The 18251-nt window shown below is 72.9% G+C and carries 19 protein-coding genes and 1 pseudogene; 19 read left to right on the top strand and 1 reads right to left on the bottom strand.

Annotated features, from left to right (window positions below; translation table 11 throughout):
* Window positions 1-133 precede the first annotated feature (133 nt).
* Window positions 134-1687 carry a signal recognition particle protein gene (gene ffh / locus AB0E83_RS17190; RefSeq protein ID WP_362111659.1) on the top strand — a complete coding sequence of 518 codons (1554 nt, stop codon included), beginning with the start codon at window positions 134-136 and terminating at the stop codon, window positions 1685-1687.
* Between the two features lie 143 nt (window positions 1688-1830).
* Complete coding sequence (gene ftsH, locus AB0E83_RS17185; RefSeq protein WP_362111656.1) at window positions 1831-3789, top strand: ATP-dependent zinc metalloprotease FtsH; 1959 nt, start codon at window positions 1831-1833, stop codon at window positions 3787-3789.
* Window positions 3790-3796: 7 nt separating this feature from the next.
* On the opposite strand, the gene AB0E83_RS17180 is transcribed toward ftsH, so the two are convergent.
* Window positions 3797-4522 (bottom strand): methyltransferase type 11, encoded by a 726-nt coding sequence (locus AB0E83_RS17180; protein WP_362111653.1) that lies wholly within the window; start codon window positions 4520-4522, stop codon window positions 3797-3799.
* Between the two features lie 341 nt (window positions 4523-4863).
* On the opposite strand from AB0E83_RS17180, the gene AB0E83_RS17175 reads away from it, so the two are divergent.
* The 17 genes and pseudogenes from AB0E83_RS17175 (at window position 4864) to AB0E83_RS17095 (ending at window position 18231) form a co-directional block, all read left to right on the top strand.
* Complete coding sequence (locus AB0E83_RS17175; RefSeq protein ID WP_362111650.1) at window positions 4864-5457, top strand: hypothetical protein; 594 nt, start codon at window positions 4864-4866, stop codon at window positions 5455-5457.
* Window positions 5458-5611: 154 nt separating this feature from the next.
* On the top strand, window positions 5612-6052 hold the full coding sequence (rpsP, locus tag AB0E83_RS17170) for a 30S ribosomal protein S16 (protein WP_362111647.1): 441 nt from the start codon (window positions 5612-5614) through the stop codon (window positions 6050-6052).
* Window positions 6053-6054: 2 nt separating this feature from the next.
* Complete coding sequence (locus AB0E83_RS17165) at window positions 6055-6294, top strand: RNA-binding protein (protein ID WP_005311361.1); 240 nt, start codon at window positions 6055-6057, stop codon at window positions 6292-6294.
* Between the two features lie 77 nt (window positions 6295-6371).
* Window positions 6372-6941: a ribosome maturation factor RimM gene (rimM, locus tag AB0E83_RS17160; protein ID WP_362111644.1), complete on the top strand. Its 570-nt coding sequence runs from the start codon at window positions 6372-6374 to the stop codon at window positions 6939-6941.
* Window positions 6938-7759 carry a tRNA (guanosine(37)-N1)-methyltransferase TrmD gene (gene trmD / locus AB0E83_RS17155; protein ID WP_362111641.1) on the top strand — a complete coding sequence of 274 codons (822 nt, stop codon included), beginning with the start codon at window positions 6938-6940 and terminating at the stop codon, window positions 7757-7759. The genes rimM and trmD overlap by 4 nt, the downstream gene beginning before the upstream one ends.
* Before the next feature lie 128 nt (window positions 7760-7887).
* Window positions 7888-8238, top strand: coding sequence for a 50S ribosomal protein L19 (gene rplS, locus AB0E83_RS17150; protein ID WP_030496989.1), 351 nt, complete (start codon window positions 7888-7890; stop codon window positions 8236-8238).
* Window positions 8239-8658: 420 nt separating this feature from the next.
* A pseudogene (gene lepB / locus AB0E83_RS17145) lies at window positions 8659-9333 on the top strand (signal peptidase I); the annotation flags it as partial.
* Complete coding sequence (lepB, locus tag AB0E83_RS17140) at window positions 9326-10336, top strand: signal peptidase I (protein WP_362111638.1); 1011 nt, start codon at window positions 9326-9328, stop codon at window positions 10334-10336. The pseudogene lepB (AB0E83_RS17145) and the gene lepB (AB0E83_RS17140), both read left to right, overlap by 8 nt.
* Window positions 10272-11207: a signal peptidase I gene (lepB, locus tag AB0E83_RS17135; RefSeq protein WP_362111635.1), complete on the top strand. Its 936-nt coding sequence runs from the start codon at window positions 10272-10274 to the stop codon at window positions 11205-11207. The genes lepB (AB0E83_RS17140) and lepB (AB0E83_RS17135) overlap by 65 nt, the downstream gene beginning before the upstream one ends.
* 53 nt (window positions 11208-11260) lie before the next feature.
* Complete coding sequence (gene lepB / locus AB0E83_RS17130; RefSeq protein ID WP_362111632.1) at window positions 11261-12016, top strand: signal peptidase I; 756 nt, start codon at window positions 11261-11263, stop codon at window positions 12014-12016.
* A 311-nt stretch (window positions 12017-12327) separates the two neighbouring features.
* Window positions 12328-12810 (top strand): NUDIX hydrolase, encoded by a 483-nt coding sequence (locus AB0E83_RS17125; protein WP_362111764.1) that lies wholly within the window; start codon window positions 12328-12330, stop codon window positions 12808-12810.
* Between the two features lie 55 nt (window positions 12811-12865).
* Window positions 12866-13174, top strand: a complete 309-nt coding sequence (locus AB0E83_RS17120; RefSeq protein ID WP_005311352.1) for a DUF2469 domain-containing protein — start codon at window positions 12866-12868, stop codon at window positions 13172-13174.
* A gap of 132 nt (window positions 13175-13306) precedes the next feature.
* The gene (locus tag AB0E83_RS17115) at window positions 13307-13672 is read left to right on the top strand and encodes a YraN family protein (protein WP_362111630.1); all 366 of its coding nucleotides are present in this window, start codon (window positions 13307-13309) and stop codon (window positions 13670-13672) included.
* Entirely contained in the window at window positions 13672-15285 is a 1614-nt protein-coding gene (locus tag AB0E83_RS17110; RefSeq protein ID WP_362111627.1) for a YifB family Mg chelatase-like AAA ATPase, read from the top strand. Before AB0E83_RS17115 ends, AB0E83_RS17110 begins: the two co-directional genes overlap by 1 nt.
* Complete coding sequence (gene dprA / locus AB0E83_RS17105; protein ID WP_362111624.1) at window positions 15282-16535, top strand: DNA-processing protein DprA; 1254 nt, start codon at window positions 15282-15284, stop codon at window positions 16533-16535. The genes AB0E83_RS17110 and dprA overlap by 4 nt, the downstream gene beginning before the upstream one ends.
* Before the next feature lie 239 nt (window positions 16536-16774).
* The gene (gene whiG / locus AB0E83_RS17100) at window positions 16775-17611 is read left to right on the top strand and encodes an RNA polymerase sigma factor WhiG (RefSeq protein WP_362111621.1); all 837 of its coding nucleotides are present in this window, start codon (window positions 16775-16777) and stop codon (window positions 17609-17611) included.
* Between the two features lie 53 nt (window positions 17612-17664).
* Complete coding sequence (locus tag AB0E83_RS17095) at window positions 17665-18231, top strand: TetR/AcrR family transcriptional regulator (RefSeq protein ID WP_362111761.1); 567 nt, start codon at window positions 17665-17667, stop codon at window positions 18229-18231.
* The last annotated feature ends 20 nt before the right edge of the window (window positions 18232-18251 follow it).

Genomic DNA, 18251 nt, shown 5'->3' with positions numbered 1-18251 from the left:
GAGGCGGCGTGCTCCCCGCGCCCGCGGGGTAACCGTCCTTGCCGGTCCAATCCGACCGGCAAGGACGGTTGTGTGCTGAGGCCCGATACCCTGGGTGGCGACCATCCGCCCCGACCCGAGGATCGCGACCACCGTGTTCGATACGCTTTCCGACCGCCTCAGCGCGACTTTCAAGTCCCTCCGGGGCAAAGGCCGCCTCTCCGAGCAGGACATCGACAGCGCGGCCCGGGAAATCCGTATCGCCCTCCTTGAGGCCGACGTCGCCCTGCCGGTCGTCCGCGCGTTCATCAAGAACGTCAAGGAGCGGGCCCTCGGCGCCGAGGTCTCCAAGGCGCTGAACCCCTCGCAGCAGGTCATCAAGATCGTCAATGACGAGCTGATCTCGATCCTCGGCGGCGAGACCCGCCGCCTGCGGTTCGCCAAGTCCGGCCCCACCGTGATCATGCTCGCCGGTCTCCAGGGTGCCGGTAAGACCACCCTCGCCGGAAAGCTCGGCCTCTGGCTGAAGGGGCAGGGCCACTCGCCGCTGCTCGTCGCCTGCGACCTCCAGCGCCCCAACGCCGTCAACCAGCTCTCCGTCGTCGCCGACCGCGCCGGCGTCGCCTTCTACGGCCCGCAGCCGGGCAATGGCGTCGGCGACCCGGTCCAGGTCGCCAAGGACTCGATCGAGTACGCCCGCACCAAGCTGTACGACGTCGTCATCGTCGACACCGCCGGCCGCCTCGGCATCGACCAGGAGCTGATGCAGCAGGCCGCGGACATCCGCGACGCCGTCAGCCCCGACGAGATCCTCTTCGTCGTCGACGCCATGATCGGTCAGGACGCGGTCAACACCGCCGAGGCCTTCCGCGACGGCGTCGGCTTCGACGGCGTCGTGCTCTCCAAGCTCGACGGCGACGCCCGCGGTGGTGCCGCGCTCTCCATCGCGCACGTCACCGGCAAGCAGATCATGTTCGCCTCCAACGGCGAGAAGCTGGACGACTTCGACGCGTTCCACCCGGACCGCATGGCGTCCCGCATCCTCGGCATGGGCGACATGCTCTCGCTCATCGAGAAGGCCCAGCAGACCTTCGACGAGGAAGAGGCCGCCAAGATGGCCTCGAAGCTCGCGTCGAAGAAGGGCCAGGACTTCACCCTGGACGACTTCCTCGCCCAGATGGAGCAGGTCCGCAAGATGGGCTCCATCAGCAAGCTGCTCGGCATGCTGCCCGGCATGGGGCAGATGAAGGAGCAGATCGCCAACATCGACGAGCGGGACGTGGACCGCACCGCCGCCATCATCAAGTCGATGACCCCGGCCGAGCGCCAGGACCCGACCATCATCAACGGCTCCCGCCGCGCCCGTATCGCCAAGGGCTCCGGCGTCGAGGTCAGCGCCGTGAAGGGCCTGGTCGAGCGGTTCTTCGAGGCCCGCAAGATGATGTCCCGGATGGCCCAGGGCGGCGGCCTGCCCGGCATGCCCGGCCTCCCCGGCATGGGCGGCGGCCCCGGCCGCCAGAAGAAGCAGGTCAAGCAGGCCAAGGGCAAGCGCAAGAGCGGCAACCCGATGAAGCGGAAGGCCGAGGAGCAGGCCGCCCAGGCGAAGCGGGAGCAGGCCCAGCAGGGCGGCGCCTTCGGGCTGCCGGGCGCCGGCCAGGGCCCGCAGGACTTCGAGCTGCCGGACGAGTTCAAGAAGTTCATGGGCTGACGGTCTCCGGACGCCCCGCGAGAAGGGGCCCGTGGCGGGTACGACACCGCCCCGGGCCCCTTCTCGTCCCCCCGGCCCACCCGGAATGCCGCTTTCGTCGCGATCTTCGATACTGGGGCCACTGCCGCCCCGAGGAGAGCGACGTGGCCAACCCCGTACCCCCGCGCGACCGGACCGACCAGCCCTGGCGCTCGGAGGGGGCGCCGCCGCCCCCGCCGCCGAAGCGGAAGATGCCCGGCGGCTGGGGCGGCCTCATCCTCACCGCGCTGGCCGTGTACCTGATCACCAACATCGTGCTGTCGTTCTTCAACGAGGGCGACGGGCCGACGATCTCGTACACCGAGTTCAGCAAGCAGGTCACCGCCGGGAACGTCACCAAGATCTACTCCAAGGGCGACGCCATCCAGGGGCAGCTGAAGGACAAACGGCCGGTGCCCGACGGCAAGGGCGACTACACCAAGTTCCAGACCCAGCGGCCGGCCTTCGCCGACGACGACCTGTGGGCGCAGCTCACCAAGCAGAAGGTCACCGTCACCGCCGAGCCGGTGGTGCAGGAACGTTCGTTCCTGGCCAATCTGTTGCTCTCCCTCGCCCCGATGCTGCTCCTCGTCCTCCTCTGGGTCTTCATCGCCCGCCGGATGAGCTCCGGCATGGGCGGCGCCGGCGGGATGCTCGGCCGCAAGCAGCCGCCGAAACCGGTCGAGCTGGAGGGCGGCAAGCGCACCACCTTCGCCGACGTCGCCGGCATCGACGAGGTGGAGGGCGAGCTCAACGACGTCGTCGACTTCCTGAAGAACCCCGACGCCTACCGGCGGATGGGCGCCAAGATGCCCCGCGGCGTCCTCCTCGCCGGCCCGCCCGGCACCGGCAAGACGCTCCTCGCGCGGGCCGTCGCCGGCGAGGCCGGGGTGCCGTTCTTCTCCGCCTCCGCCTCCGAGTTCATCGAGATGATCGTCGGCGTCGGCGCCTCCCGCGTCCGCGAACTCTTCGCCGAGGCCCGCAAGGTCGCCCCCGCGATCATCTTCATCGACGAGATCGACACCATCGGCCGGGCCCGCGGCGGCGGCTCCGGCATGGGCGGCCACGACGAACGCGAGCAGACCCTCAACCAGATCCTCACCGAGATGGACGGCTTCACCGGCTCCGAGGGCGTCATCGTGCTCGCCGCCACCAACCGCGCCGACGTCCTCGACCCCGCCCTCACCCGCCCCGGCCGCTTCGACCGGATCGTCCACGTCAACCCGCCCGACCGCGGCGGCCGCGAGGCCATCCTCAAGATCCACACCCGGCAGATCCCGCTCGCCAAGGACGTCGACCTCGAACAGGTCGCCCGCACCACCCCCGGCATGACCGGCGCCGAACTCGCCAACCTCGCCAACGAGGCCGCCCTCCTCGCCGTCAAACGCGAACAGAAGGCCGTGACCCAATCCGACCTCTCCGACGCCCTGGAGAAGGTCCAGCTCGGCGCCGAACGCCCGCTCGTCATGCCCGAGGAGGAACGCCGCCGCACCGCCTACCACGAGAGCGGCCACGCCCTCCTCGGCATGCTCCAGCCCGGCGCCGACCCCGTCCGCAAGATCACCATCGTGCCGCGCGGCCGGGCCCTCGGCGTCACCCTCTCCACCCCCGACGCCGACAAGTACGCCTACACCGAGGAGTACCTGCGCGGCCGGATCATCGGCGCCCTCGGCGGCATGGCCGCCGAACAGGTCGTCTTCGGCGTCATCACCACCGGCGCCGAGAGCGACCTGGAACAGGTCACCAACATCGCCCGCGGCATGGTCGGCCGCTGGGGCATGAGCCAGACCGTCGGCCGGCTCACCGCCATCCCCGGCGACGCCCAGCAGGCGTACGGGCTCTCCGCCGCCCCCGCGACCCTCGACGCCGTCGACGCCGAGATGCGCCGGATCGTCGACGAGTGCTACGCGGACGCCGTACGGCTCCTGCGCGAGCACCGCGACCGGCTGGACGCCCTCAGCGCCGCGCTGCTGGAGAACGAGACCCTGGAGGAGGACGCGGCCTACCGGGCGGCGGGCATCGAGCGCCCCGCCCCGGACGCGCCCGAGCCGGGCGTCCGGCCCGATCCGGAGCGGCGCGCCTGAGCGGCGGTCACGGCACGCGCGCGACGACGTACCGGAAGACGTTCGGCATCCACACCGTGCCGTCGGCGCGCCGGTACGGGGCCAGGGCCTCCTCGATCTCCTTCTCCACCTGCGCGGGGTCACCGGCCCGCACCGCCGCGTCGAAGGCGCCGGTGGAGAGCAGCCCGCGCACCGCGCTGCCCTCGTCCGCGTACCCGAAGGGGCAGGCGACCCGTCCCGCGCCCACCGGCCGCAGCCCGGCCCGGACCGCCAGGGCGCCGAGGTCGGCCCTGGGGGAGGGGGGCCGGTCGGCGAGCCGGTCCGCGAGCCGCAGCAGCGGCTCCGTCGCGCACCGCTCCGGCGGACCCCAGCCGGCCAGCACGACCGCCGTGCCCGGTTGCGCCGCCCGGGTGAGGTCGGCCGGCGCGAAGGCCGTCCGGTCGGCCGCGTGGAAGGCGGTGACCACGTCGTACGGGCCGTCCCCGGGCACCCCGGAGGTGACCGTCACGCCCTCGGGGAGGCGCTCCCTGGCCAGCTCCACGCGCGCGTGGTCCCGTTCCGCCCCGGCGGCCGAGGCGCCGCGGGCCGCCGCCATCAGCAGGGCCAGGCCGGTGCCGCAGTCCAGGCCCAGCAGGCGGGTGCCGGGGCCCACGCCGAGGCGTTCGTAGACGGTCTCGTAGAGCGGGACGAGCATCCGCTCCTGGATCTCGGCCCAGTCGCGCGCGGGGTGGTGCGGGACGAGCGTAGGTGTCATGGATCAGGCCCCATTCCGTGCCGGACGACAGCCCCCCGTAGTCAGGGAACTGCGCTTCCCGCCCGGCGTCCAGTGGTCGGGCCGGACGACTCCCGACGAGTTCGGGCCAGGCTCCCGGGGCGGCCGCCGCCGAAGGAGGGGGCCGGTGCCCGAACTCGGGCACCGGCCCGGTAGTGTCCCCTCCCACACCGCTCCGGCGCGCGTGACACGACCGCGCTCCGGGGCGTATGCGCCGCTGTGCACCAGCTCCGGACGCCTGGGTACCGACTGACGGGTACGTGCAAAATATTTGAGTTGCCCCGGAATGGAACCCGGAGGGGATCCGGCTCGTTGTACCCGACGTGAGCACGACACCACCTGTTCTCGCCGCAGAGCTGGCGCAGGCGTGGGCCGACATTCAGCGGCACCACCCCGAGCTGCCGGACCTCGCCGCGCCCGAGTCCCTGATCGGAGAGTCCTCGTCCGCCTGCGGCGCCGAACTCTCCTTCGAGCGACTGCTCCACGAGGCAGTCCACGGCATCGCCGCCGCCCGGGGTGTCCGCGACACCTCCCGCGCCGGCCGCTACCACAACCGCAGATTCCTCGCGATCGCCGAGGAGCTGGGCCTCGACCATCCCGAGGAACCGCACGCCAGCAGCGGCTTCTCCCTGGTCACGCTCAACCCCGAGGCGAAGCGGCGGTACCGGCCCACCATCGAGCGGCTCCAGCGCGCCCTCAAGGCCCACACGGTCGCCACGGCCGCCGACACCAAGCGCTCCTTCCGCGGACCGGCCGCCCGGCACGGCTCCTCGGGCGGCGGCGTCCGCGTCAAGGCCGTCTGCGACTGCGGACGCAACGTGCGCGTGGTCCCCTCGGTGCTCGCCCAGGCCCCGATCGTCTGCGGCGGATGCGGCAAGCCGTTCCGCATCCCGGAGACGGTGGGCGCCGCAAGCTGACCCCACGGCGTGTGGCACAATGGTCAGCTGTACTCGACAGTCGCACAGGACCCCTCTCTCCTCCGGCTGACGCGTCCATCGGGCACCCGAGTACCGCAACCCCACGTGGCATCTCAAGTGCCCACCCACGTCAAGACCAGGAGACACCACTCCAGTGGCAGTCAAGATCAAGCTCAAGCGCCTCGGCAAGATCCGCCAGCCGCACTACCGCATCGTCGTCGCCGACTCGCGCACCCGCCGTGACGGCCGCGCGATCGAGGAGATCGGCCTCTACCACCCGACGTACAACCCGTCGCGTATCGAGGTCGACTCCGAGCGTGCGCAGTACTGGCTGTCCGTCGGCGCCCAGCCGACCGAGCCGGTCCTCGCCATCCTGAAGCTCACCGGCGACTGGCAGAAGCACAAGGGCCTCCCCGCCCCGGAGAAGCCGCTGCTCGCCCCGGCGACCAAGGAAGCCAAGCGCGCCTCCTTCGACGAGTTCGCCAAGGCCCTCGAGGGCGCTGAGGACAAGGGCGAGGCCATCACCCCGAAGGCCAAGAAGGCCAAGGCGGACGAGGCCGAGGCGGCCGAGTCCACCGAGTCCACCGAGGCCTGATCATGCTCGAGGAGGCTCTCGAGCACCTCGTGAAGGGCATCGTCGACAACCCCGACGACGTGCAGGTCGCCTCGCGCAACCTGCGTCGCGGCCGCGTGCTGGAGGTCCGGGTCCACCCCGACGACCTCGGCAAGGTGATCGGCCGCAACGGCCGCACCGCGCGTGCGCTGCGCACCGTCGTGGGCGCCATCGGCGGCCGTGGCATCCGCGTCGACCTCGTCGACGTGGACCAGGTCCGCTGAAAGTTTGACACCGGCACGGGCCGGGGAGGGCAGACCGCCCACCCCGGCCCGTTGCCGTACGACAGGAGAGTTCACCAGTGCAGTTGGTAGTCGCGCGGATCGGCCGCGCCCACGGCATCAAGGGCGACGTCACCGTGGAGGTGCGCACCGACGAGCCCGAGCTGCGGCTCGGCCCCGGCGCCGTCCTGCTCACCGACCCGGCCTCCGCCGGGCCGCTGACCGTCGAATCCGGCCGGGTGCACAGCGGCCGGCTGCTGCTGCGCTTCGAGGGCGTCCGCGACCGCAACGCCGCCGAGGCCCTGCGCAACACCCTCCTCATCGCCGAGATCGACCCCGACGAGCTCCCCGAGGAGGAGGACGAGTACTACGACCACCAGCTCGTCGACCTCGACGTGGTCCTCGCCGACGGCACCGAGGTCGGCGTGATCACCGAGATCTCCCACCTGCCCTCCCAGGACCTCCTCATCGTGGAGCGCCCCGACGGCACCGAGCTGATGATCCCCTTCGTCGAGCAGATCGTCACCGAGATCGACCTGGAGAACCAGCGGGCCGTCATCGACCCGCCGCCCGGCCTCATCGACGACCGCGCCGAGATCGCCTCCGCCCGCGACGCCGAAGAGACGCCCGGGAAGGGTGACGACGCATGAGGCTCGACGTCGTCACGATCTTCCCCGAGTACCTCGAACCGCTGAACGTCTCCCTCGTCGGCAAGGCCCGCGCCCGCGGCCGGCTCGACGTCCACGTCCACGACCTGCGGCAGTGGACGTACGACCGGCACAACACCGTCGACGACACCCCGTACGGCGGCGGCCCCGGCATGGTCATGAAGACCGAGCCCTGGGGCGACGCCCTCGACCAGGCCCTCGCCGACGGCTACGAGAGCGGCGCCCACGGCCCCGCCCTCGTCGTCCCCACCCCCAGCGGCCGCCCCTTCACCCAGGAACTCGCCGTCGAACTCTCCGAGCGGCCCTGGCTGATCTTCACCCCCGCCCGCTACGAGGGCATCGACCGCCGGGTCATGGACGAGTACGCCACCCGGATGCCGGTCTACGAGGTCTCCATCGGCGACTACGTGCTCGCCGGCGGCGAGGCCGCCGTCCTGGTGATCACCGAGGCCGTCGCCCGCCTCCTCCCCGGCGTCCTCGGCAACGCCGAGTCCCACCGCGACGACTCCTTCGCCCCCGGCGCCATGGCCAACCTCCTCGAAGGCCCCGTCTACACCAAGCCCCCCGAGTGGCGCGGCCGCGGCATCCCCGAGGTCCTGCTCAGCGGCCACCACGGCAGGATCGCCCGCTGGCGCCGCGACGAGGCCCTCCGCCGCACCGCCGCCCACCGGCCCGACCTCATCGAGCGCACCGACCCCGCCGCCTTCGACAAGAAGGACCGCGAGACCCTCTCGATCCTCGGCTGGGCCCCCGAGCCCGGCGGCCGATTTTGGCGCGCGGTCGAGGGCGTGGAAGAATAGGCGACTGCCGTCCGCCCGGCGCGCGCCCCTGCCACAGGGGGAGCCGCCCGCCATCGACCGGACGGCGCTCTCATCGATTCGTACCTCACCGCCGATGACCTGTGGCATCGGCGAGGAAAGAGACCTCCATGGCCTCCCTGCTCGACCAGGTGAACGCGGCTTCCCTCCGCTCCGACCTGCCCGCCTTCCGTCCCGGCGACACCGTGAACGTCCACGTGCGCGTCATCGAGGGCAACCGCTCCCGCATCCAGCAGTTCAAGGGCGTCGTCATCCGCCGCCAGGGCTCCGGCGTCTCCGAGACCTTCACCGTCCGCAAGGTCTCGTTCTCCGTCGGCGTCGAGCGCACCTTCCCGGTGAACAGCCCGATCTTCGAGAAGATCGAGCTCGTCACCCGCGGTGACGTCCGTCGCGCCAAGCTCTACTACCTCCGCGAGCTGCGCGGCAAGGCCGCCAAGATCAAGGAGAAGCGCGACAACTGAGCTCCGGCTCACCGCTCGCGCGACGCTTCACGCTCCTCGTACAGGCGGGCCGGATAGGCTCACCCCCCGATGGACACCGAAGCACAGCACACGGAGCGCGACCCCTCGTCCCCGCCGGATCCCCGACCGGATCCCGCCACGGACGACGGGTCGCGCTCCGTGCGCGTTCCCGGGACGGCCGGAGCCCCGGCCCGCACCGGGGGAACGACCGGGGGAACAGCCGCGGGAACGGCTGGCGGAGCAACCGCGGGAACGACCGGGGGAGCGACCGGCGGAGCAACTGCGGGAACGACCGGCGCCGCGCCCGGGACCGACACCCCGGGCGCCCCGGCGGACGACTCCCGGAGCGGTTCCCCGGGCGCCCCGGCGGACGCCCCTCCGGACGACGCCTCCGGCCGGGGCCCCTCCTGGCGCCGGACGGGACTCGCCGGCACCGCCTGCGTGGTTCTCCTGCTGCTCGTCAGCCACTTCGTCGCCCAGCCTTTCCTGATCCCCAGCGGCTCCATGGAGCCCACCCTCCAGGTCGGCGACCGGATCCTCGTCAACAAACTGGCGTACCGTTTCGGCAGCGAGCCGCGCCGCGGTGACGTCGTCGTCTTCGACGGCACCGGATCCTTCGTCCGGGAAGAACCCGCGGGCAACCCCGTCACCGGCCTGCTCCACGACGCCGCGGCCGCCCTCGGGTTCGCCGCCCCCGACGAGACCGACTTCGTGAAGCGCGTCGTCGGCGTCGGCGGCGACCGGGTCGTCTGCTGCGACGCCAAGGGCCGGATCACCGTCAACGGCACCCGCGTCGAGGAGCCGTACCTCACCCTCGGCGACCGCCCCTCCGACGTGCCCTTCGACATCGTCGTCCCCCCGGGCACCCTCTGGGTGATGGGCGACCACCGCAGCCAGTCCAGCGACTCCCGCGACCACCTCGGCAGCCCCGGCGGCGGCATGGTCCCCGTCGACAAGGTCGTCGGCCGCGCCGACTGGATCGTCTGGCCCTTCGCCCGCTGGACCACCGTCCCGGAGACCGACGCCTACGCCCCCGTACCGCCGCCTCCGGCCGCCGGACACACGACCGGACCGCGGGGGAGCGGACATGGGTAGCCGCGGCCGCCGGCCGGGCACCGCCCCCGACGGGACGCAGGCACCGCCGCCCGGCCGCGCCGAACGCCGCCGGCTGGCCCGCAAGGTCAAACGGCGCCGGCAGCGCTCCGCGCTCCGCGAGATCCCCATCCTCGCCGGAGTCGCGGTGCTGATCGCGCTCGTCCTCAAGACCTTCCTCGTCCAGGCCTTCGTCATCCCCTCCGGCTCCATGGAACAGACGATCCGGATCCACGACCGGGTGCTGGTCGACAAGCTCACCCCCTGGTTCGGCTCGAAACCGCAGCGCGGCGACGTCGTCGTCTTCGAGGACCCCGGCGGCTGGCTCCACCAGGAGACCGCCCCCGCCCCCGAGGACCCCCTCGGGGTGAAGCAGCTCAAGCAGGCACTGACCTTCATCGGCCTGATGCCCTCCGCCGACGAACGCGACCTCATCAAGCGGGTCGTCGCCGTCGGCGGCGACACCGTCCGCTGCTGCGGCAAGGACGGCCGGATCACCGTCAACGGCGTCCCGCTGGAGGAGCCCTACCTCAACCCGGGCGACAGGCCCTCCACCATCCCCTTCGAGGTGAAGGTCCCCGAAGGCCGGATCTTCGTCCTCGGCGACCACCGCTCCGACTCGGCCGACTCGCGCTACCACCTGGACGAACCGGACCGCGGCACCATCGCCGAGGAGCGGGTCGTGGGCCGCGCCGTGGTGATCGCCTGGCCGATCGGACACTGGCGCGGCCTGGAGGAACGGGAGACCTTCGCCGCCGTGCCGGACGCGCGGACGGGCACCGGGACCGCGCTCGGCATGTCGCATAGTGTGTCCACGCGGAACGTGAACGGATCGCCCTGGCCGCCGACCCCTGCGGAACTCCTGCTCGTTATGGGAGTGGCGGGCCTGTCCCTGTTCCGGGGCGGGCAGTTGCACCGAATGAGGAGTGGATGTGGGGGAAGTGGCCGTCGGCGCACGTTCCGGACACGACGGGCCCGAGGACAGGGCCGACGGGGCCAGAGGTGAGAACGTGACGGAAGAGAACAACAGCGGCGGCGGGACGTCGTCGCCCGGCGACGAGCCGGAGCGGGCCGACGAGACCGGCGAGACCGGCGCGCAGCCGAAGAAGCAGCGTTCCTTCTGGAAGGAACTGCCCCTGCTCATCGGCATCGCGCTGATCCTCGCGCTGCTGATCAAGACCTTCCTGGTCCAGGCGTTCTCGATCCCGTCGGAATCGATGATGAACACCCTGAAGAAGGGCGACCGGGTCCTCGTCGACAAACTGACCCCCTGGTTCGGCTCCGAGCCCGAGCGCGGCGAGGTCGTCGTCTTCCACGACCCGGGCGGCTGGCTGGAGACCGCCCAGACGCCCGCGCCCAACGCGATCCAGAAGTTCCTCAGCTTCATCGGCCTCATGCCGTCCGCCGAGGAGAAGGACCTCATCAAGCGGGTCATCGCCGTCGGCGGCGACACCGTCTCCTGCAAGGAGGGCGGCAAGGTCGTCCTCAACGGCAAGGAGCTCGACGAGACCGCGTACCTCTTCCCCGGCTCCCTCCCCTGCCAGGACTCCTTCGGCCCCGTCAAGGTCCCCGAGGGCCGCATCTGGGTCATGGGCGACAACCGGCAGAACTCGCTCGACTCCCGCTTCCACCAGGAACTGCCCGGCGGCGGCACCATCGCCAACGACCAGGTCGTCGGCCGCGCCGTCGTGGTCGCCTGGCCCGTCACCCGCTGGGCGACGCTGCCGGTCCCGGACGTCTTCGACCAGCCGGGCCTCGCCCCGGCCGCGGCGACGGCCCTCCCGGCCGCCGCCCCCGCGGCGCTCGGCTTCGCCGGAGCGCTCCCGCTGGTGCTCTGGCGGCGCAGGAAGCGGACCCCACGGCATACCGCCGAGTAGCTTCCCGCGGGTAGGGTGCCGTCCCAGATCGTCGACAGACCTCTGGGGTGCGCATGAGCGGAACGACCAAGAACCGTGACGGCCGCGGCCGGCTCGGCAGCGCGCTGTCGGGGCTGGCCGTGGCCGTCGGCTGTCTGCTCTTCCTCGGCGGCTTCGCCGGCGGAGCCCTGCTGTACCGGCCCTACAGCGTCCCCACCGGCTCCATGGCCCCCACGCTCGAAACCGGCTCCAAGGTCCTCGCCCAGCGCGTCGACGGCGCGGACGTGAAGCGCGGCGACGTCGTCGTCTTCGAGGACCCGCTCTGGGGCGGCTCGGCCATGGTCAAGCGGGTCGTCGCCGTCGGCGGCGACACCGTCGCCTGCTGCGGCGACGACGGCCGCCTCACCGTCAACGGCACCCCGGTCGACGAACCGTATCTGCGGCCCGGACCCGGCGGCACCATCCGGGCCTCCGGCGAGGACTTCACCGCCACCGTCCCCGCCGACAGCTTCTTCCTCCTCGGCGACGACCGGACCTCCTCCCTCGACTCCCGCACCCACCTGGAGGACGCCGCCCGGGGCTCGGTGCCCCGCTCCGCCGTCGTCGCCCGCGTCGACTCCGTCGTCTGGCCCGTCACCGGCGGCCTCGTGGAACGCCCGGCCGCCTTCGCCGCCCTCCCCGGCGGCGTCTCGTCCCCCGGCCCCGTACGCCCCCTCCTGACCGCCGTCGCGGCCGGCGCCGTCCTGATCCTCGGCGGCGCCGCGTACGGCCCCCTGGCCCAGCGGCTGGGCGGACGGGGCAGGCCCGCGCGCGAGAAGGCGGGGACGTGACGGACCGCGCGCAGGGGTACGGGTACGGGTACGGCTGCACAGGCGCGGGTACGGACAGGGACGCGGACGCGGACGCGGACGTGGCGAACGGTCCGGGCAGCGGCACGGGGGCGGACGTGAGCACGGAGAACGGCACGGACGGCGGTACGGGCGTGGGCACGGACACGGCGGACACGGGCAGCGGCACGAGCCCCGCACCCGGCGGCACGGGCTCCGTTCCCGGTGGTACGGGCCCCGCTCCCGGCGGCACGGCCCCCGCACCCGGCGGTACGGGCTCCGCTCCCGGCCGCGCGGCCGGCGCCGGGGGAGAGGTGCGGCAGGTCGCCCGCGTCATCCTGCTCGACCCCGACGACCGCGTCCTCCTCATGCACGGCCACGAACCGGACGACCCCGCCGACACCTGGTGGTTCACCCCCGGCGGCGGCCTGGAGGGCGACGAGACCCGCGAACAGGCCGCGCTGCGCGAACTCGCCGAGGAGACCGGCATCACCGACGTCGAACTCGGCCCCGTCCTGTGGCGGCGCCACTGCTCCTTCCCCTTCGCCGGCCGCCGCTGGGACCAGGACGAGTGGTACTACCTCGCCCGCACCCGCCACACCGGCCCCGCACCCGGCCCCCAGGCCCTCACCGACCTGGAAACCCGCAGTCTCTCCGGCCTGAGATGGTGGACCTCCGCCGAACTGTCGGCGGCCCATGAGACCGTGTACCCCATCAGGCTCGCCGAGCTGCTGCGCACGCTGCTCGACGAGGGACCCCCGAGCGCGCCCGTCGTCCTCGCCCCGGAAATCGTCTGAGGGCACGCACGACTGACGCACAATGGGGGCACGCACGGCTGAAGGGGAACATGCCATGAGCGCCGAGGACCTCGAGAAGTACGAGACCGAGATGGAGCTGAAGCTCTACCGGGAGTACCGCGACGTCGTCGGGCTGTTCAAATACGTGATCGAGACCGAACGGCGCTTCTACCTCACCAACGACTACGAGATGCAGGTGCACTCGGTCCAGGGCGAGGTCTTCTTCGAGGTCAGCATGGCCGACGCCTGGGTCTGGGACATGTACCGGCCGGCCCGGTTCGTCAAGCAGGTCCGCGTCCTCACCTTCAAGGACGTGAACATCGAGGAGCTCAACAAGAGCGACCTCGAACTGCCCGGCAGCTGACCCGGCCCCGCGGGGTCGGCCCCGCGGGATCACCCTCGCGGGTGAGGCGGTTCTCCACAGCCGCCCCCTCGTCCACAGCCCCGCACACGCCAGGGACCCCTTCCGTCACAGTCGGTGACGGAGGTGGTCCCGATGAACGCGACCCGAGCACTCGGACGGTACGGAGAAGAGCTGGCGGCCCGCCGGCTCACCCGGACCGGCCTGCACATCCTCGCCCGCAACTGGCGCTGCGGCCGCGAAGGAGAGATCGACATCGTCGCCCGCGACGGCGACACCCTCGTCATCTGCGAGGTCAAGACCCGCCGCATCGGCCGCTTCGAGCACCCGATGGCCGCCGTCACCCCCGAGAAGGCCGCACGGCTCCGGCACCTCGCCCACTGCTGGCTCGCCCGTACCGCCACCCCGCCGCCCCCCGGCGGCGTCCGCATCGACCTCATCGGCATCGTCCTGCCCCGCCGCGGCGCCCCCGTCCTCACCCACGCCCAGGGGGTGGCCTGATGGGATTCGCCCGCACCTGCTCCGTCGCCCTCGTCGGCGTCGAAGGCGTCGTCGTCGAGGTCCAGGCCGACCTCGAACCCGGCGTCGCCGCCTTCACCCTCGTCGGCCTCCCCGACAAGAGCCTCAGCGAAAGCCGCGACCGCGTCCGCGCCGCCGTCGTCAACTCCGGCGCCGAATGGCCCCAGAAGAAACTCACCGTCGGCCTCAGCCCCGCGTCCGTCCCCAAATCAGGCAGCGGATTCGACCTCGCCGTCGCCGCCGCCGTCCTCGGCGCCGCCGAACGCGTCGACCCCCGCTCCCTCACCGACCTCGTCCTCATCGGCGAACTCGGCCTCGACGGACGCGTCCGACCCGTCCGCGGCATCCTCCCCGCCGTCCTCGCCGCCGCCGACGCCGGCTACCACCAGGTCGTCGTCCCCGAACAGACCGCCGGCGAGGCATCCCTCGTCCCCGGCGTCTCCGTCCTCGGCGTCCGCACCCTCCGCCAGCTCATCGCCGTCCTCGCCGACGAACCCGTCCCCGACGAGGAACCCACCGAAGCGGGCCGCCCCGACGCCATGCTCGCCGGACTCCTCGTCCCCGGCGCCGGCATCGGCACCGGCCTCGCCCCCGCCCCCGGCGAAGGCCCCGACCTCGCCGACGTCGCCGGACAGCACACCGCCCGCCGCGCCCTGGAGATCGCCGCCGCCGGCGGCCACCACCTGCTCCTCACCGGACCGCCCGGCGCCGGGAAGACCATGCTCGCCGAACGGCTCCCCGGCATCCTGCCGCCCCTCGGCCGCCAGGAATCCCTCGAAGTCACCGCCGTCCACTCCGTCGCCGGCATCCTCCCGCCCGGCGAACCCCTCGTCCGCCGCGCCCCCTACTGCGCACCCCACCACTCCGCCACCATGCAGTCCCTCGTCGGCGGCGGAAACGGCATCCCCAGGCCCGGCGCCGTCTCCCTCGCCCACCGAGGCGTCCTCTTCCTGGACGAAGCACCCGAATTCTCCACGAAATCCCTCGACGCCCTCCGCCAGCCCCTCGAATCCGGACACGTCGTCATCGCCCGCACCGCCGGCGTCGTCCGCCTCCCCGCCCGCTTCCTCCTCGCCCTCGCCGCCAACCCCTGCCCCTGCGGCCGCCACACCCTCCACGGCGCCGGCTGCGAGTGCCCGCCCTCCGTCATCCGCCGCTACCAGGCCCGGCTCTCCGGCCCCCTCCTCGACCGCGTCGACCTCCGCGTCGAAGCCGAACCCATCACCCGCGCCGACCTCCTCGGCCAGGGCGGCCGGGGCGAACCCACCAGCACCGTCGCCGACCGCGTCCGCGAAGCCCGCGCCCGCGCCACCGCCCGCCTCACCGGCACCCCCTGGACCCTCAACAGCGAGATCCCCGGCCACGAACTCCGCACCCGCTACCTCGCCGCCCCCGGCGCCCTCGCCCACGCCGAACGCGACATCGAGCGCGGCCTCCTCACCGCCCGCGGCCTCGACCGCGTCCTCCGCGTCGCCTGGACCATCGCCGACCTCGCCGGCCACGACCGCCCCGGCCACGACGACATCGCCCACGCCCTCGAACTCCGCACCGGCATCACCCGGGGCACCCCCCTCACCACCGGAGACCGCCCATGACCGACCACCCCACCCACGACCACCCCGCCCACGACCACACCGCCCACGACCACACCGGGCCCGAGCGCCCCTCCGCCCCGCAGCCCCTCCCCGAGCACCCCGCCCCCGACGCCGAACGCCTCGCCCGCGCCGCCCTCACCCGCATCGTCGAACCCGGCGACGAACAGGCCGGCCACGCCCTGCGCACCCACGGAGCCACCGCGCTCCTCGCCCTCCTCCGCGACCCCCGCGAACCCCCGCTCCCCGGCACCGGCCCCCGCCGGCTCGCCGGCTGGCGCCACCGCGCCCGCACCACCACCCCCGAAGCCGACCTCGACCACATCGCCCGACTCGGCGGACGCTTCCTCGTCCCCGGCGACCCCGACTGGCCCCGCCAGCTCGACGACCTCGGCGACACCCGCCCCATCGGCCTCTGGACCCGCGGCCCCGCACCCCTGCGCACCTGGGCCCTCCGCTCCGTCGCCGTCGTCGGCGCCCGCGCCTGCACCCCGTACGGCGCCCACGCCGCCGCCGACCTCGCCACCGGACTCAGCCGCCACGGCTGGGTCGTCGTCTCCGGCGCCGCCTACGGCATCGACGGCGCCGCCCACCGCGGCGCCCTCGCCGCCGGCGGAGCCACCGCCGCCGTCCTCGCCAGCGGCGTCGACACCCCCTACCCCCGCGGCCACGGCGCCCTCCTCGACCGCATCGCCCGCCAGGGCCTCCTCATCGGCGAACTCCCACCCGGCGGCCACCCCACCCCCAGCCGCTTCATCCTCCGCAACCGGGTCATCGCCGCCCTCACCCGCGGCACCGTCGTCGTCGAGGCCCAGCACCGCAGCGGCTCCCTCGTCACCGCCCGCGCCGCCACCCGCCTCGGCCGCCACACCATGGGCGTCCCCGGCCCCGTCACCAGCGCCCTCTCCGCCGGCGTCCACGAACTCCTGCGGGACGGCGCCACCCTCGTCACCGACGCCGACGAGGTCATCGAACTCATCGGCGCCATCGGCGACCTCGCCCCCGCCCGCCGCGGCCCCGTCCTGCCCCGCGACCTCCTCCACCCCGCCACCGCCCAGGTCCTCGAAGCCCTCCCCGTCCACCCGCCCGCCCCCGCCACCGAGATCGCCCACCGTGCCGGAACCACCCCCGACGAGGCCCTCGCCCGGCTGTACGAACTCCACGCCCTCGGTCACGCCGAACGGGACGGCGACGGATGGAGGTTGACGAACAGCGGCAAGCCGGTGTCGAACGCGCGGCGAGGCGGTACTTGACCAGGCGCATTCGGGTGAAAAGGTGAAGCCGATGAGCAACCGAGTTCTCTCGGCCGAACCCGTGAGGCCGAAACGCGCCACGCCCCCGGTTCGAAGATGTGGCCGAGCACGCCCACCCGGACCGGCGCCATCCGTTCCCGTTCGCTCACCGCGACACCGCACTCACGCTACGCTCACCAGGATTCCCCACAGGACACCCAGACCGACGCACCCGACAGCAGAACGGCTCAAGGCAACGCATGCCCCAGCACACCTCCGGGTCTGACCGCGCTGCGGTGCCCCCAGCAGCCCGGGGCACCGTGCGGCCGCCCGCGCCGACCTCACTCGAAGAACTGTGGCGCTCCTACAAGGCCACCGGTGACGAACGGCTGAGGGAGCAGCTGATCCTGCACTACTCGCCCCTCGTCAAGTACGTCGCCGGCCGCGTCAGCGTCGGCCTGCCGTCCAACGTCGAACAGGCGGACTTCGTCTCCTCCGGGGTGTTCGGCCTCATCGACGCCATCGAGAAGTTCGACGTCGAGCGCGCCATCAAGTTCGAGACCTACGCCATCACCCGCATCCGCGGCGCGATGATCGACGAACTGCGCGCCCTCGACTGGATCCCCCGCTCCGTGCGCCAGAAGGCCCGCAACGTCGAGCGCGCCTACGCCACCCTCGAGGCCCAGCTCCGCCGCACCCCCACCGAGAGCGAGGTCGCCGCCGAACTCGGCATCCAGCTCGAGGAACTGCACGCGGTTTTCAGCCAGTTGTCCCTGGCCAACGTCGTCGCCCTCGAAGAGCTCCTGCACGTCGGCGGCGAGGGCGGCGACCGGCTCTCCCTCATGGACACCCTGGAGGACACGGCCGCCGACAACCCCGTCGAGGTCGCCGAGGACCGCGAACTGCGCCGCCTCCTCGCCCGCGCCATCAACACCCTCCCCGAGCGGGAGAAGACCGTCGTCACGCTCTACTACTACGAGGGCCTGACCCTCGCCGAGATCGGCCACGTCCTCGGCGTCACCGAGAGCCGCGTCAGCCAGATCCACACCAAGTCCGTCCTCCAGCTCCGCGCCAAACTGGCCGACGTCGGACGCTGACGCCGCCCCGCCGGTCGTACAGTGGATCCGTGCCCAGGATTCGAGCGGCCTCGGTGGCCGAGCACCGGACCATGCAACGCGGCGCCCTGCTGGACGCCGCGCGTTCCCTGCTGTCCGAGGGCGGGACGGAGGCGCTGACCTTCCCCGCGCTCGCCGAGCGCACCGGCCTCGCCCGCTCGTCGGTCTACGAGTACTTCCGCTCCCGCGCCGCCGTCGTCGAGGAACTGTGCGCGGTCGACTTCCCCGTCTGGGCCGCCGAGGTCGAGGCCGCCATGGCCGCCGCCGACACCCCCGAGGCCAAGGTCGCCGCCTACGTCCGCAAACAGCTCGACCTCGTCGGCGACCGCCGCCACCGGGCCGTCGTCGCCATCTCCGCCGGCGAGCTCGACGACGGCGCCCGCGAGAAGATCCGCGCCGCCCACGGCGGCCTCGTCGCCATGGTCGTCGACGCCCTCGCCGACCTCGGCACCACCGAACCCCGCCTCGCCGCCATGCTCCTCCAGGGCGTCGTCGACGCCGCCGTCCGCCGCATCGAGCTCGGCGCCGCCGAAGACCCCGACCGCATCGCGGAGGCCGCCGTCACCATGGCCCTCCACGGCGTCACCGGCCCCACCCCCTGACCGGGGCCCCTCCCCCCTCC

This window comes from Streptomyces sp. NPDC035033 (assembly GCF_040636735.1).
Classification (GTDB): Bacteria; Actinomycetota; Actinomycetes; order Streptomycetales; family Streptomycetaceae; genus Streptomyces.
Note: the sequence above shows the minus strand (reverse complement) of the source record. Positions and strands in the feature narration are given on the sequence as shown.

Bases quoted from the DNA above. Each gene is read 5' to 3' on its own strand.
- lepB (WP_362111638.1), top strand. From the start codon at position 9,326: ATGGGTAGCCGCGGCCGCCGGCCGGGCACCGCCCCCGACGGGACGCAG.
- rplS (WP_030496989.1), top strand. From the start codon at position 7,888: ATGGCCTCCCTGCTCGACCAGGTGAACGCGGCTTCCCTCCGCTCCGAC.
- trmD (WP_362111641.1), top strand. From the start codon at position 6,938: ATGAGGCTCGACGTCGTCACGATCTTCCCCGAGTACCTCGAACCGCTG.
- AB0E83_RS17180 (WP_362111653.1), bottom strand. From the start codon at position 4,522: ATGACACCTACGCTCGTCCCGCACCACCCCGCGCGCGACTGGGCCGAG.
- AB0E83_RS17115 (WP_362111630.1), top strand. From the start codon at position 13,307: ATGAACGCGACCCGAGCACTCGGACGGTACGGAGAAGAGCTGGCGGCC.
- lepB (WP_362111632.1), top strand. From the start codon at position 11,261: ATGAGCGGAACGACCAAGAACCGTGACGGCCGCGGCCGGCTCGGCAGC.
- AB0E83_RS17110 (WP_362111627.1), top strand. From the start codon at position 13,672: ATGGGATTCGCCCGCACCTGCTCCGTCGCCCTCGTCGGCGTCGAAGGC.
- dprA (WP_362111624.1), top strand. From the start codon at position 15,282: ATGACCGACCACCCCACCCACGACCACCCCGCCCACGACCACACCGCC.
- AB0E83_RS17165 (WP_005311361.1), top strand. From the start codon at position 6,055: ATGCTCGAGGAGGCTCTCGAGCACCTCGTGAAGGGCATCGTCGACAAC.
- AB0E83_RS17120 (WP_005311352.1), top strand. From the start codon at position 12,866: ATGAGCGCCGAGGACCTCGAGAAGTACGAGACCGAGATGGAGCTGAAG.
- whiG (WP_362111621.1), top strand. From the start codon at position 16,775: ATGCCCCAGCACACCTCCGGGTCTGACCGCGCTGCGGTGCCCCCAGCA.